The sequence below is a fragment of the Komagataeibacter ossonobensis genome, from assembly GCF_057359305.1.
Genome location: NZ_JBXAYQ010000060.1, coordinates 1 through 12,675, shown reverse-complemented (window position 1 = coordinate 12,675; position 12,675 = coordinate 1). Strand labels below are relative to the sequence as shown.

Sequence of the window (12,675 nt, the reverse complement as noted above, 5' to 3'; positions counted from 1 at the left end):
CATCCTGCCCGAGATTCTGGCGTGGATCGAGGCGGGCAAGGGGCCCGGCAATCGTGAACTGGCGAGCATCGCCCTTGCGTCCACCGCGCTGCAGGAACAGGTCTGGGGCCATTTCGGGTTTCCGGTTGGCTCGTCGCCGCCCGAGGACGTTGAAGCCTGCGAAGATGAGGGCGAGCAACTGCCCGACGGAAATTGGGAACCCGGTGCTGCCATCCCCGATTGGGACCGGATTGCGTCAGCCCTGCGGCAGGACCGTTTTTATGCAAACGAGGCCTCGTTTGATGACGCCATTGCAAAAAGCTGCCGGATCGCCTGGCAGGAAGATCTGTTCGGTGAAGCCGGGAAGGACGGCCGTTATACCGATGACGGCTTCGCCTATGAGAAGGCGCAGCGCCAGTGGCTGGGTCAGAACACGCCTGAAGACGCATTGATCCTGCAGAGCGACGAGAACGGCGAGCCGGTCTTCGAACCCGGCATGGTGCGGATCTACTGGCAGCGCGAGGGTGCCACGAAATTCTTCTGGCTCGATCATCGCCTGAAGGTTCGCGAGGGCTGGTGCGTCCTGCCGGGCAGCGAGGCGGCAGGCCGCGTGACGCCGTCCGCCGTCATTGAAGCCCTGCCCGAAGGGCCACGGGAACGGCCCGATATCTCGGGGCGCGGTTTTGACATGATCGGCAGTTTCCGCACCCAGGCGCTGCATGCCGCATTGGACGGCATGCGGGGCTCTGCCGATCCATGGGTCCTGGTCGGGCTGATGATCGCGGCCCTCAACGCGCAGAATGTCCGGGTGGATGGGGATTCCAACGCGCACTACCCGCAGCGCCGTCCGTCACGCCGACTCGTGGCCGCCGCCGGACTGTTCCAGGATGGCGAGATGGCGCTGGACGAGGCGGTCCTGCGTGGCGCTGCTGTCGACGTGCTGAAAGCCGTGCTGTCCTGCGAGAAGAACGCGACGAATAGTGGCGACTGGGGTGTCCTGGTCGGCCATATCGTGAAAGCGGACGACCATCTGCCCGCCATGGCGGATGAAGACTTCCTGAAAACGCTCAGCAAGCCCGGCATCACGAAGGCCATAAAGGCCGAAGGCATCCTGCCGCGCAATACCGGCAAGGAAATGCGCCGCGCCCTGATGGACCATGTCGGGCAGGGGATCTGGGTGCATCCTGCAGCACGTTTCCAGGTCGATGTCGTAGCGCTGAACGCCACCTTCGCGGAAGCGCTCGCCCCGCCATCCGGAGCGGATGACGGTGATGGGGACCTGCCGCATGACGACGATATCGACCCGGAAGACGACGCGGATGCTGGTGCGCCTGCGGATGGCCCGGGAACCGATGATCCTGCCGCGACGGGCATTGAGCTCGATGAAGTGGCTGGTGCACCCCCAGACCTGGCGGCAGATCAGGGGGATGACGTGCCGCACGGCAGGGCGGAAAGTCTGGCTCCGCCATCGCAGACACCTGAAGAATTCCTCAGGACGCATGTTGAGTTTGTAGGTTTCAGCTGAGCGAGGCTGTTGCCGCCGTGATGCTCTGGCTCACGGCCCGCCGTCCCAATGGTGAGATCGGGCGGTGAGCCAGCAACGGACTCAGGCAGGACGTCGACCGGGAAATTCTGCGATGCGCCCCAACCGGGCTTATCCAGAACGTCAGGTTACGCGTTCACCTGCGTCGGCGAAGGAGAACCGTGATGACCCATGAATACATGACGGAAAAGCGTCTGATCGGCAGGTATGTGGTTGAACTGGGTTTCCACCCGGATGGTGGGGTTCTGATCCGGACGCCTGAAATCTATCCGCCCGCGGCCCGCCGATGGCGGGGACCCTATGAAAGCGTGGAGGCGGCAGTGGTCGAATTCTCCGCTTTCACGGCGGTTCCCAGAGTCACGTCGGACAAACTGGCCCGGCTGAGAGAGCGTGGCTCTGTCGCCGAAATCTGCGGAAAGGACGTGATGGTGTGGCACTGCCCATGGCGCGAAGCCAAGACACTGAGCGAATTTGTCCTGGTAAGGGAGGACGGCAATGCCTGATTTTCGTGTCACGCTGGTTGAGCGCCTGTTTGAAGCCGATGCCGGCGATTTCAGGGTCACGGCGACGGACGCCGAGGCGGCTGCGCCGATCGTCCTCAATGCCGTCCCCGACAGTGTGGACTCTGACGGGATCCGGACCACCATTCTGCCTGACGGCCAGGAAGTGGACCTTGAGGTCGAGGAAGTCGTCCATGGCGAGATCGTGGCCATGGTCCACGATGCCGGGACCGGCGTGCTGCAGGGACAGTTTGGGTTTTCCCTTGTTTTCAGCCCGGTGCGACAGGCAGCCGCCGTTCTCGCCAGAGTGATGGATCGTGTCCTTGCGGATGACGGTGAGCGGGACACCCATGCAGCCTGCGTGGTGCTGCGCCGGTATCTGCACGAATACCTGAACGCGGACGCATAGGAAAAGCAGGGAGACACAGGAAAAATATGCCCGAAGGGCCATCGCGCCTCAAACGGTGGCTCTTGTCCCGCTCCGCGGGCCTGCGATGCCGGCGCGCGCGCCGCGTTTGACCCGCGATACCCCGTCGGACCGCCAGAAGACATTCAGACAAGGAGAATGTCCATGGTGACCGCAAGCCTGTCATCCCGTCAGGGAACTGTCGTGCCGGAGCCCGGAGAGATACCTGATCTGGCGCGTTATGATCACGTCATCGTCGCCTGTTCCTTTGGCAAGGATTCCCTTGCCAGTACGCTGCACCTGCTCGAAAAGGGCGTGACGCCGCAGCACATCGAGTGGTGGCACCATCGTGTGGACGATGACGGGGACGTTTTTGACTGGCCGCATGTGCCCGATTACGGGCGGCATCTGGCTGCAGCCCTTGGCGTCAGGCTGTATTTTTCCGCCCGCCAGGGCGGGATCGTGCGGGAAATGCTGCGCGAGAATGCGCCGACCGCACCGGTCTGGTTCGATACCCCGACAGGGCGGGTCACTGTCGGTGGCAAGGGACCGCCCAATACGCGACGCCGCTTCCCGCAGGTTTCGGCGAACCTGTCGGTCCGCTGGTGTTCCCCATACGCCAAGATCATGGTTGCGGATGGCGCCCTGCGGAACCAGGCGCGCTTCAGTCATGCCCGGACCCTGTTTGTAACCGGAGAACGCGCGGCGGAATCCGCGAACCGTGCCCGTTACGCTGTCTTTGAGCGGCACCGGGCAGACTGTCGTGATGGTCGGGCCCGACGGCATATCGATCACTGGCGGCCGGTACATGCCTGGAGTGAAGCGGCTGTCTGGCAGATCCTGCGTCGGCATGGCGTGATTCCGCCGCTTCCCTATCAGCTCGGGTTTGGCCGTCTGTCCTGCCTGACATGTGTATTCATGTCCGCTGATCAGGCTGCAACGCTGCGTCACATGGACCCGGATCGGTTCGCCCGGCTGTGTGAGTGGGAACGCGCATTTGGCTGCACCATCCGACGCGACCGGGACCTCGGCACGCTGGCCAGCGGCGGCACGGTTTATGGCCCCGTGCGCCAGCACCCGGGTCTGGTGCGCCGCGCGCTCTGCCACCGATGGCGTGGCCGTGTCCTCACATCCCCCGAACAATGGGTCCTGCCCGCCGGCGCATTCGGCGAGAGCGCCGGGCCGGTCTGACCCGCCTCATCTTCCAGCAGGGAGAAACCCGATGTTAGCGCCTTTCCAGATCCGGAAATTCCTCGACCTGAGCACCGGTCACCTTCCCCTGTCGGACCGTGGACACCTTGAGAGATATGCAAGGTCAGGTGGTTCCTTTGGGCTGACCTGCCTGTCCGGCCCGCACGGATGGTTTGTCCATGTCCCGCTGGATCCATATTCCCATGATTGGCCGGGGTCGCGGTCACTGCGGGCCATTCTCGCCCTGGCCCGGAATCACGACTGTGATTACGTCCTGTTTGATGCGGACGGCCCGGTCGATGCTTCGCTTCGTTTCTTTGATGATGATGAAGATGAATGACCGGCAACGGCATCGGGCGTCCCTCGGGCCAGAGGCGCCGGTTCTTATTTCTTAAGGCGGGACACATCGGTGTTCCGCCTTTTTTGTGTCCTCGCAAGGGGCTCACACAAAGGAATACTGCAATGAAACTTCATTTTGACCACGTCTTGGTGGCGCGTCTTCTCGCTCATGCGCAAGCCGCGAGCGAACATTCCCCTACCTATGATCAGCTTGCCGACCCGGCCTTTCTCAAGGCTGGCGTGTCGTCGCGCCATCCGACCGGTGCGGATGTCGACCGTACCAAAATACCGGCAGGACTCATGCTGGTCGGCGATCATGGGGTGTACCTGATGTCGAATGGTTATCCGGACTTCAGTGATGCCGAGGGTCAGGGGAACCTTGTCGCCTATGCCGTCGAAGCTGATCCGCGCACATGTCCTGACGACTGGTACGATGTCAAACGCGCATCGTTTGGCGGTGACGATGGCGCGGAATTTCTTTCTGCCAACACCATCCGCAAGGCACTGGAGGCGACTGCGGGCAGTCGTTTGTGGATTGATGTCACGCCTGCGCAGATCAGTTGCCCCTATCTGGCATCCCCGAAAACACCCTGACGCGAACAAGCATATGGCGGCTCTGGAAAGAGCCAAATCTGAATAAAAATATAATAAAAATAAAATATAGAAATAAATGAAGCAGTAAAGGAAGGAGGCAGGCACCACAGTCCAGCCTGCCGCGCAAGGGGTGGCTCCTCGCCGTGCGCGATGGCTGCGCCATCTGTGCGCGGCTCCGGTGCCGCCGCTGTGCGGCGCCCTTGCCCGCCAGTCTGGCCTGCGGTCGCCGGAAGGGGTCGAAACCCCCGAAAAAAGGATCTGGAAATGGCACAGAACCGCATCGCGCCGCCGTCCCGCCCTGCCGTCGAAATCGCTAAATTCGTCGCCATCGTGCTCCTCTGGACGGCCTCCATGGTCACTTTCCTCCTGCTGCCCGACGTCTTCCTCGATCCGTGCACGGGCATCATCGATCTCAGGTGACACCACCCTCGCCATCCGCTGCCCATCCGCGCCGCCCTTTGGGGCGGCGTCTGCATTTTCTGGAGACTGATCATGGCCAGAATCGAACGTACCGACATCCACCGGTCCGTCACTGACCGCATCATCCGCGAACTTGAAGCAGGAACCGTGCCATGGGTCTGCCCATGGAACCGCGCGAAATGCGGCATTGCCCTGCCGCGTAATGCCGCGACCGACCGGGCCTATTCCGGGATCAACATCCTGATGCTGTGGGGTTCGGTAGAGATGCAGGGGTTTTCTACCCAGAAATGGCTGACGTTCCGCCAGGCGCATGCGCAGGGCGGCAATGTCAGGAAAGGCGAGAAGGGGACGACGGTGTTTTATGCTGACCGTTTCACGCCAAAATCGGAATCGGGCTCCGACGAGCCTCGCCGGATCCCGTTTCTCAAGCGGTTTACGGTGTTCAATGTTGATCAGTGCGAGAATCTGCCGGAAAGCATGGTTGCGCCGACTGCGCCGTTGCCGGAACGCGAAATCGTGCCGCACGCGGAAGCGCTGATGCGCGAAACCGGGGCGGACATTCGCATCGGTGGTGACAAGGCATTTTATGCCCCGGATGCGGACTTCATCCGGGTTCCGCCCCAGCAGTCCTATTTCAACCAGATCGATTGGTACCGAACCGTCTTTCACGAGATCGGGCATTGGACCGGGGCTGAAAGCCGGCTGTCGCGCATCTTTGGCAGACGGTTTGGTGACCATGCCTACGCGGCCGAGGAACTGGTCGCAGAGATGACATCAGCTTTCGTGTGCGCAGAACTGCAGATCAAGCCGACGGTCCGCCATGCGGATTACATCGGGAACTGGCTGGCACTGCTGAAGGCTGACAAGCGCGCCATTTTCGCCGCAGCGAGCGCAGCTTCAGCCGCAGCCCAATACATTTTCAGCTCATCGACACGTCAGCCGTCCGTCGAGGACGTGGCGTCTGCCGCCTGAAACCCAACCCTGAAAACCCGTGCGCCCGCGAGGGCGCGCTGAGCGATGGAGTTCATCATGCCTGTCTTTTCCCTGATTGCCACTCCCGCCGTGCGCATCCGTTCCGACGGTTGCGCCATCCTTCAGGCGCTACCGATGGAACACCTTGGTGCACGGGGGATGACAGAAGCCCGGACGCTCGCGGAAATCTCGACTGCCGTAACGCTTTACGGTGAGAGGATCGCCGGCGCGCATCCCAGGCGCTCATTTTCCATCAGTGTGCATATCCGTCGGGGCGATCGTAAGCCACGTGGCTTTGATGCGGCTTACCGCACTGGCGCCCTGGGGACGGACAGATGGGTTCTCATGGTCGATAACGACGCTGATGGCGCGCGGATCCTGCATGGACGATCCGCAGCCGAAACCGGAAACATGGCGTCCTGCAAAGGAGACGTGGCATGATCCGCCAGTATTATACGTCTCCATTTCAGGGCGGTAATAACCCGCTCCGGGTCGGGACCATTGCCAGTGGAACCATCTTCCGTCTTCCGGCTCCTGTTTCGGGGCGTCCCTATCGGACCCGGCCGTGGATCGTGGAATGTTTTCTGAACGGCACGATGGGGGCGGCTGCGCTGAACCCCGTCACGGGTCTCTGGGAAGACCGTTATATGCGAGGCCGCTCGGATCTGGTCGTATTGCGTAGCCTCGCCGATGCCCGCCGTGTGACCGTGGCAGTGCGCTATCTGGAAAGGATGAATGAAGAGGGCCTGGGCGAGGGGCATTATCCGGATCTGCCGGATGTGAACCGCTTTCATAACGGCTATCGATGCCGGAGCCAGGTGTCATGACGGCGGGACCGATCCTGTGCGAGTGGCTTCGGATCCCGCCTTTAGACCCGGCTCTCCTGAAACCCACCCAATGGGCGACGGCCCAGCAAAAGGCAAAGCTTGGTAATGCGATCCTGCGGTTCATCGCACTCGGAATGCCCGCAGAAAAATTTACCCCGGCCCTGTATAACCGGCTGAGCAATATGTTCGGATTTATCGCGTATTATAATCGGACCGGCTTCGCGCAGACATGGTTCGACAATGCAGCCACACGGCGCGATTTCCTCGATCAGGTTGCGCGATATCCCTGCTGGGGCGACCCGACTTTTGTCTGGTCGGATGTAGAGAAGGAAATCGGGCAGCGTGTCCGGGAAAACCTGCTGGTCGAGGCATGGACGACCCGCGCCCGCGAGGAACAGGTTGCGCGCGAGAAAGCGGAGATGGCCCGTCTGCAGGCAAAATATGGCGGAAAAGCGACGTCGGCGGATGCACCCGCGCCCACCGTGCAACTCGGGCTGCTTTAGTCTTGGGCCATGTGCCAGGAGCCATGCCCGTCGAGGCACCGGCCCAGGAACGCCAGTGCGGCACGCGGATATTTCCGGATTTCCAGAACGCTGCCGGTGGGTACCTCCATGTGGTAGGCGCCGATCCGGGTGGCGCAATGCGGCTGGCCGCGCAGGAATTTTATGCCCCTGCCGGTGCGAACTGCCTGCCGTGGACCAAAAACGCCGACAACGTGACGGCCACCGAGGTAAATATCGGCGTTGAACTGGCGCCACAGCGGTGCCCGGACATCCTGCTCGTCGACTTCGACCTGCACGGTGCAGCAGTCATTCCATGCAGATGGCGTGCCATTCACGCCATACAGGGTCTGGCAGATCTGGCGGATCGCCGGCTCATGTTCGGGGAGGAAGGACCAGCCGATTTCCTTGCCGAGAAAACGTCCCCTGTAACGCCGGGCCTGGATTGCCAGTTCGGGATGAAAGTCGGCCTTCAGGGTGATGCGTCCTTCCGACGCAGTAATCACCGCCATGATGAACTCCCAATGTAGAGACAGGGAAATTCTAGGACGACTATCATAATTGTACAAGAATAAATGACACGATTATGAGCGAAATAGAAAAATAAAACAGAAATCAAAATTCAAAATCCAAAAGCATGACCTCGGCCCCTGCCGGGTCTCTGACCTGGTTTTTGCGGTCTGAAGCGGTCGTCGTCGGGCGCAACCCCCAGGCCTGCGGTCGGGACGGCACCGTGAAGCCGCATGCGCGGCTTCCGCACCACTGCCGCCCCGAGAGGTTGCGCCCGCCGCCTGTGGCCCGCTTCCGCGCGACCGCACCAGGTCAGAGATCCGGCAGGGGCCGGAGACGACCAGGAAGGAAAAAAGGAACAAGACCATGAGCCAGTCAGTCAATCGCGCCATCATCATCGGTCACCTGGGCCGGGATCCGGATCTTGCCGCACGCAGGGAAGGGGTGGGCAAAATCGCATCCTTCGGCGTGGCGACAAGCGAAACCTGGACCGATCGCGCGAGCGGTGAGCGCCGGGAAAAAACCCAGTGGCACCGTGTCGTCTCTTTCAACGATCACCTTTCAGCCGTGATCGAACGTCGGTGCCAGAAGGGAACGCTGGTCTATGTCGAAGGCCATCTCGAGACACGCAAGTGGACCGACCAGCAGGGACAGGACCGTTATGTGACCGAGATCATCATTGATCGGTTTGATGGAAACCTGAAGGTGCTGGCCAATGGTCGAAGCACGGGCGATGGACGTTTTGATGAAGAGCGTCCCTCGCGGAGCGCTGCACAGCGCCCCGTTCCTGCCGCAACTTCCAACGCGCAGGACGTGGATGACGAAATCCCGTTTTAGGCCGCGTGGTGTTCCGGGTCGTCAACGACCCGGAGCATTGTGCCCGTTCAGGGAGAAGAAACTGCGGTTTCTGCCGCGCCAGTTCCCGTCATGAATACTTGTGAGGACTGACAGGCCTGATGGCGCGGGCGATCGGGAAAGCCTGTCGGCCGACACCGGAACGCCGGTCGTCCGTCCACATCGGGGATGAACTGTGTCTCTCCTGTTTCTCCATCGACCTTTATACGGGCTCGTGAACCTTATTTTTTCGTGAGTCGCATGATGTGGGCGCAGACGGGATACTTCACAGGGAGTATCTGGCGTCGTGAGTGCCCGCTCGTCCATAGTCCCGGTAATGCGTGTGCAGTGGCGCGGGCACATGCCGTTTGCTGCCGCGCGTAAACTGCGTCCATTCGTGCGTCCTGTATTCTTTTGCAGTTCACGCAGAATAAAAACCCTCAACGCGGATCAGCAGGACGCAATATCTCGACGAACCATACAGAGGTCGTCGTGTGTTTCCGCACGATCATCTCAAATACTCATCGTAAATGCCGGTGCGGTCTGAAACACAACCCATGCTGTTCGTGAAGGAGTGTCTTTCATGGCTTACACGTCTTCCCCAGAAGCACAGCAAAGAGAACTTGATGAGCTTCGCAATGCTGTAAACTGCGCCGTTGTTCTGGAGAAAGCCGGGTTCCGGCTGGATCGGCAGGCCACCGCGCAGCGTTCCGCCCGTAACCTGAAATTTCGCCGTGACAGTGAGGCCATTATTGTCAATCACGATGGCAAGGGCTGGTGGGACCCCAAGGGCGACGGCAAGGGCGATGTCTTCAAGCTTGTCCAGTATCTCGATCCTTCAAAGAACCTGGGTCATGTCAGGCAGGAACTTCGCGCCCTGATCGGCAGGAGCCCGACGCTCGAAGTTGTCGAGCGTACGAAGGGAGCCGTTGACAGATCGCGGCGCAATCCCGCTGAACTGTGGAACCGTCGCGCCGCACCCGGGCAGGGGACGGCTGCATGGCGCTATCTGACGGAGATCCGTGGGTTGCCCGACCATATTATCGCAATTGCCGGACAGCAGGGGGCGCTGAAGGAAGGCCCGCACGGAACCGCCTGGTTCGGCCACCGGGATGCGGACGGGCAGTTCACCGGGATGGAAATGCGGGGGCCGGATTACAAGGGGTTTTCGACAGGCGGCGTTGGCAAGCGTCTCTTCGGTTTCCGGGCCGACGGGGGAGAAGAACCCGTGACGCGCCTTGTCGTCACCGAGGCGGCCATTGATGCACTGTCCTTTGCAGCACTCGATCGCTTCCACAAAGGAACGCTCTATACCTCGACGGGTGGCGGCATGAGCCCAGAGAGCGAAGCGAACCTGAAACGGGTCATGATGCAGGTCGCCGCCCAGCCTGAAGCGCGACTGGTTGTTGCCGTTGATAACGACCTGCAGGGGGATCGTTATGCCGGGAAATTCGCTGCGATGGCGCAGGACGTCGGTCTCTGGTCGGGGCGGATATCTCCGAAAGGGCCGGGAGAGGACTGGAACGCGGTCCTGAGAACCCGCAGGGAAGGAATGCAGGTCGGTTCCGTTCCTGGTGCGCTCTGCCGCCTGTCCGAAGTCCTGGGTTCAGGGGCGAAAGCGCAGCCGGAGACGGTTTCCCCGTCATGGCTGGGTCAGGCCGAGGCGCACGGCACGCAGCGGCCGCCGCGGGTTTCGGCCTCCTCATTGCCTGCTTCGTCTGAACCTGTGGGCAAGCCCGCCAAGCCACGTTCAGGTCCATCGTCGGGGATGTCCTTGTGAGCCAGCGTGAATCCTTTCGGCTCACCGGGCAGACGGCATCGCGGGCTGCAGGCTTTGTCCAGATATATGCAGGCCTGCGCGCATGCCCAAACGCCTATGCCAGGGTGGCGACGGATATGTGGAATTACGTGGCGCTTCGATTGCGGGGCAACGCGCGGCCTCGATGGCTCGAGGCCAGGACTTGGAAGGCCGCATCGCCTCCTTCGCCGACGATCACGGGATGATCGTCATTTACGCCTGGCGTGCCACAGAGGTGGGCGCCGAACGGTCCTGCGCGCAGGATCATCTCACATAGGAGAGGGTCATGGGATCTGTTTCAGACTATGCGGATCGGGGGATCGCGCGTCTGGCGATGACGGCAGACCTTTCACGGACGTTTGCCCGGTCGCGCCCGGCCCGGAGCATCTGGAACCGCCACCTGCGCCAGCGTTTGGCACAGGCCGAAGATGATCCCCCGATACCGCAAAGTGCAGTCCGCCTGTACGAGCGGTCGGGCTGTCCTATCGGCCTGGTTATCGATGGACGCTGGGAACGCGGGCTTGGGAACTGGGATCTTTCCTATCCGGCGACGATCCTGCTCTCGGCCGGTACGATCACCACGACCCCGGGTTGCGTGGCGGAAGGGGTGGAGGAGCTATGACCGGGGATATTCCTGTCCCGCAAGACCGCGAACTGGTTCTCCGGTGTCGTTGAGGGAGAGCCGTGGCATGACGGGCATATCGATATCATGATCACTTGCCCTGACATCTGCTTATTCAAAGCTTGTCCAAAGCGCGCGGCCGTATTCATCATGGGTCGACAGGAAGAAGCAGGCCATTGCTCAATCCATCAAGGCTCTTATGCTGGTTTGTGCATGGTATCAGGCACCGGGGTTGTTACATTCGGCTTCATCAGGAACCCGGAGATCCGTATTTCCCATGAAGCCGTATCGTCTCATCCTTGCCACAACCGTCCTGCTGGCAGGTATCTCCACATCCGCGTTCGCAAGTCGTGAAGAGCGGCTCATGAAAATGTCCGAGGCGGAAATTCAGGAAAAAACGACGGTCGTGAATCAGCCGTGGGATCAGGCCATCATGATCGTACAGAACCGATTGCCGCTCAAGGGATCGGTGGATGGGGGGCGGGCATGGCTTGATGCCGCCATTCTGACAAAACCAGGTCCGCTTGGGAAGCCTGGTGACGTCCTGTTTTACGTGGGAGCCGGAGCATGGGGTGAAAAAGCATATAACGGCAGTGAATTTCGGGATTATGCCCATATGAAATATAAGGACAGCACTGGCCCCGCCTTCATCAACGTCAGTCAGACGAATAAGAATGGACAGTGTTCGGAAACCATCATGCCAAGCGGTGGCATAATTGATGGCTACATTCCCCCAGCGACAATCGAGACGGTCTGCGCTCATAGCGTAGAACTACTGTCGCCAATTTTACTCGATACCGTTCGGTATATTGCTGGTCTGGATCATCCATGGGAGTTTCAGTTTGTTGCAACTGACGATACCAGCTTTAGCGACATTATCACGCCGATGGAGGCTAAGGCATTGCTTGATAGGGTTGAAGAAGAAAAAGCTAAAATAAGGAACTGATGCTCTTTAGTTTTGTACAGATATTTATTTATATTTAAAGTATGAGGCTCGCATAGCTAAGAAAATAAAAGCCTGATATATAGTATGAAAACACGTCGTCGCAGTCGGGTTGTTTTCGGGCACGCCCGCCCGGAGCGCCGCCACGTTTGTCGGCGTCAATCGCAATGTGGCACTTCAACATCCACTCGCCTGCAAAAATCCTGAAAATCCTTACTCAATAGGCTAAACTGTTTGCGTGAACCGTTCAGAGTAATCTTTAGCTATGACAGACATAAAGTATTTTCTCTGTAGTATGCCATCCTGGTAACGGTTCATTATGTATTTTTTTTGTATTCGTTATTAATAAACTGAAATGCCTGACTAAATACTGTAATGTCTATATTATATGTATTTGTAGATTTCTTTATTTCTAGACTAGGTGTATTCATAAGAGACTGGTATGTTGTTGTCCACTCTGACAGAGAGGGGCGATAAATAACCCATCCCATAGGAGGGGTATTCAGGTCTGATTTCAGAGATTTACTTGAATCACTAAAAATGACATCTATCGTTTTCTTCCTTGGCACCACATTAGGTATAATTATAACAAGTATTGGAATAGCTTTTTTCCCCGGATCAGCGACTGTATTGAAGACAATGCGCGGTTGCCCGTCGTCTAGCACTACTTTGGCAGAATGCGTTTTGAGGTCTGGCA

General features: G+C 59.5%; 17 protein-coding genes. 15 read left to right on the top strand and 2 right to left on the bottom strand.

Going from position 1 to position 12,675, the window contains the following annotated elements:
- The 11 genes from AC1RQ9_RS17465 to AC1RQ9_RS17415 all read left to right on the top strand — a co-directional run.
- A partial coding sequence (locus tag AC1RQ9_RS17465) for a ParB/RepB/Spo0J family partition protein (protein WP_485987955.1) occupies positions 1 to 1,504 on the top strand: 1,504 nt, incomplete at its 5' end.
- A gap of 182 nt (positions 1,505 to 1,686) precedes the next feature.
- Complete coding sequence (locus AC1RQ9_RS17460; protein WP_485987953.1) at positions 1,687 to 2,025, top strand: hypothetical protein; 339 nt, start codon at positions 1,687 to 1,689, stop codon at positions 2,023 to 2,025.
- A complete protein-coding gene (locus AC1RQ9_RS17455) occupies positions 2,018 to 2,431 on the top strand; it encodes a hypothetical protein (RefSeq protein ID WP_485987952.1) in 414 nt (137 codons plus the stop codon). Before AC1RQ9_RS17460 ends, AC1RQ9_RS17455 begins: the two co-directional genes overlap by 8 nt.
- Positions 2,432 to 2,587: 156 nt before the next feature.
- On the top strand, positions 2,588 to 3,619 hold the full coding sequence (locus tag AC1RQ9_RS17450) for a phosphoadenosine phosphosulfate reductase domain-containing protein (RefSeq protein ID WP_485987951.1): 1,032 nt from the start codon (positions 2,588 to 2,590) through the stop codon (positions 3,617 to 3,619).
- Positions 3,620 to 3,650: 31 nt separating this feature from the next.
- Positions 3,651 to 3,959 carry a DUF5983 family protein gene (locus AC1RQ9_RS17445; protein WP_010515656.1) on the top strand — a complete coding sequence of 103 codons (309 nt, stop codon included), beginning with the start codon at positions 3,651 to 3,653 and terminating at the stop codon, positions 3,957 to 3,959.
- A 122-nt stretch (positions 3,960 to 4,081) separates the two neighbouring features.
- Positions 4,082 to 4,552 carry a DUF3085 domain-containing protein gene (locus AC1RQ9_RS17440; protein ID WP_485987950.1) on the top strand — a complete coding sequence of 157 codons (471 nt, stop codon included), beginning with the start codon at positions 4,082 to 4,084 and terminating at the stop codon, positions 4,550 to 4,552.
- 264 nt (positions 4,553 to 4,816) lie between these two features.
- A complete protein-coding gene (locus tag AC1RQ9_RS17435) occupies positions 4,817 to 4,972 on the top strand; it encodes a hypothetical protein (protein WP_010512122.1) in 156 nt (51 codons plus the stop codon).
- A gap of 72 nt (positions 4,973 to 5,044) precedes the next feature.
- The gene (locus AC1RQ9_RS17430; protein WP_485987949.1) at positions 5,045 to 5,944 is read left to right on the top strand and encodes an ArdC family protein; all 900 of its coding nucleotides are present in this window, start codon (positions 5,045 to 5,047) and stop codon (positions 5,942 to 5,944) included.
- 57 nt (positions 5,945 to 6,001) lie between these two features.
- Positions 6,002 to 6,385: a hypothetical protein gene (locus AC1RQ9_RS17425; RefSeq protein ID WP_485987948.1), complete on the top strand. Its 384-nt coding sequence runs from the start codon at positions 6,002 to 6,004 to the stop codon at positions 6,383 to 6,385.
- Entirely contained in the window at positions 6,382 to 6,771 is a 390-nt protein-coding gene (locus AC1RQ9_RS17420) for a hypothetical protein (RefSeq protein ID WP_048851748.1), read from the top strand. The genes AC1RQ9_RS17425 and AC1RQ9_RS17420 overlap by 4 nt, the downstream gene beginning before the upstream one ends.
- The gene (locus AC1RQ9_RS17415) at positions 6,768 to 7,274 is read left to right on the top strand and encodes a hypothetical protein (RefSeq protein ID WP_485987947.1); all 507 of its coding nucleotides are present in this window, start codon (positions 6,768 to 6,770) and stop codon (positions 7,272 to 7,274) included. The genes AC1RQ9_RS17420 and AC1RQ9_RS17415 overlap by 4 nt, the downstream gene beginning before the upstream one ends.
- Here AC1RQ9_RS17415 and AC1RQ9_RS17410 read toward each other — a convergent pair.
- The gene (locus AC1RQ9_RS17410; protein ID WP_485987946.1) at positions 7,271 to 7,783 is read right to left on the bottom strand and encodes a hypothetical protein; all 513 of its coding nucleotides are present in this window, start codon (positions 7,781 to 7,783) and stop codon (positions 7,271 to 7,273) included. The two genes, AC1RQ9_RS17415 and AC1RQ9_RS17410, sit on opposite strands and share 4 nt — an antisense overlap.
- Before the next feature lie 364 nt (positions 7,784 to 8,147).
- Between AC1RQ9_RS17410 and ssb the strand changes: the two genes are divergently transcribed.
- The 4 genes from ssb to AC1RQ9_RS17390 all read left to right on the top strand — a co-directional run bounded on the left by ssb (position 8,148) and on the right by AC1RQ9_RS17390 (position 11,981).
- Entirely contained in the window at positions 8,148 to 8,618 is a 471-nt protein-coding gene (gene ssb / locus AC1RQ9_RS17405) for a single-stranded DNA-binding protein (protein ID WP_485987944.1), read from the top strand.
- A 580-nt stretch (positions 8,619 to 9,198) separates the two neighbouring features.
- Positions 9,199 to 10,395 (top strand): DUF3991 domain-containing protein, encoded by a 1,197-nt coding sequence (locus tag AC1RQ9_RS17400; protein ID WP_485987943.1) that lies wholly within the window; start codon positions 9,199 to 9,201, stop codon positions 10,393 to 10,395.
- A gap of 304 nt (positions 10,396 to 10,699) precedes the next feature.
- Positions 10,700 to 11,035, top strand: a complete 336-nt coding sequence (locus tag AC1RQ9_RS17395; protein ID WP_485987942.1) for a hypothetical protein — start codon at positions 10,700 to 10,702, stop codon at positions 11,033 to 11,035.
- Between the two features lie 277 nt (positions 11,036 to 11,312).
- Complete coding sequence (locus AC1RQ9_RS17390) at positions 11,313 to 11,981, top strand: hypothetical protein (protein ID WP_485987941.1); 669 nt, start codon at positions 11,313 to 11,315, stop codon at positions 11,979 to 11,981.
- Positions 11,982 to 12,295: 314 nt separating this feature from the next.
- Here the strand turns inward: AC1RQ9_RS17390 and AC1RQ9_RS17385 are convergent.
- Positions 12,296 to 12,675: hypothetical protein (locus AC1RQ9_RS17385; protein WP_485987940.1), on the bottom strand; the 380-nt coding region annotated here is incomplete at its 5' end.

Coding starts and splice junctions, on each gene's coding strand:
- AC1RQ9_RS17460 (WP_485987953.1), top strand. CDS start 1,687: ATGACCCATGAATACATGACGGAAAAGCGTCTGATCGGCAGGTATGTG.
- AC1RQ9_RS17455 (WP_485987952.1), top strand. CDS start 2,018: ATGCCTGATTTTCGTGTCACGCTGGTTGAGCGCCTGTTTGAAGCCGAT.
- AC1RQ9_RS17450 (WP_485987951.1), top strand. CDS start 2,588: ATGTCCATGGTGACCGCAAGCCTGTCATCCCGTCAGGGAACTGTCGTG.
- AC1RQ9_RS17445 (WP_010515656.1), top strand. CDS start 3,651: ATGTTAGCGCCTTTCCAGATCCGGAAATTCCTCGACCTGAGCACCGGT.
- AC1RQ9_RS17440 (WP_485987950.1), top strand. CDS start 4,082: ATGAAACTTCATTTTGACCACGTCTTGGTGGCGCGTCTTCTCGCTCAT.
- AC1RQ9_RS17435 (WP_010512122.1), top strand. CDS start 4,817: ATGGCACAGAACCGCATCGCGCCGCCGTCCCGCCCTGCCGTCGAAATC.
- AC1RQ9_RS17430 (WP_485987949.1), top strand. CDS start 5,045: ATGGCCAGAATCGAACGTACCGACATCCACCGGTCCGTCACTGACCGC.
- AC1RQ9_RS17425 (WP_485987948.1), top strand. CDS start 6,002: ATGCCTGTCTTTTCCCTGATTGCCACTCCCGCCGTGCGCATCCGTTCC.
- AC1RQ9_RS17420 (WP_048851748.1), top strand. CDS start 6,382: ATGATCCGCCAGTATTATACGTCTCCATTTCAGGGCGGTAATAACCCG.
- AC1RQ9_RS17415 (WP_485987947.1), top strand. CDS start 6,768: ATGACGGCGGGACCGATCCTGTGCGAGTGGCTTCGGATCCCGCCTTTA.
- AC1RQ9_RS17410 (WP_485987946.1), bottom strand. CDS start 7,783: ATGGCGGTGATTACTGCGTCGGAAGGACGCATCACCCTGAAGGCCGAC.
- ssb (WP_485987944.1), top strand. CDS start 8,148: ATGAGCCAGTCAGTCAATCGCGCCATCATCATCGGTCACCTGGGCCGG.
- AC1RQ9_RS17400 (WP_485987943.1), top strand. CDS start 9,199: ATGGCTTACACGTCTTCCCCAGAAGCACAGCAAAGAGAACTTGATGAG.
- AC1RQ9_RS17395 (WP_485987942.1), top strand. CDS start 10,700: ATGGGATCTGTTTCAGACTATGCGGATCGGGGGATCGCGCGTCTGGCG.
- AC1RQ9_RS17390 (WP_485987941.1), top strand. CDS start 11,313: ATGAAGCCGTATCGTCTCATCCTTGCCACAACCGTCCTGCTGGCAGGT.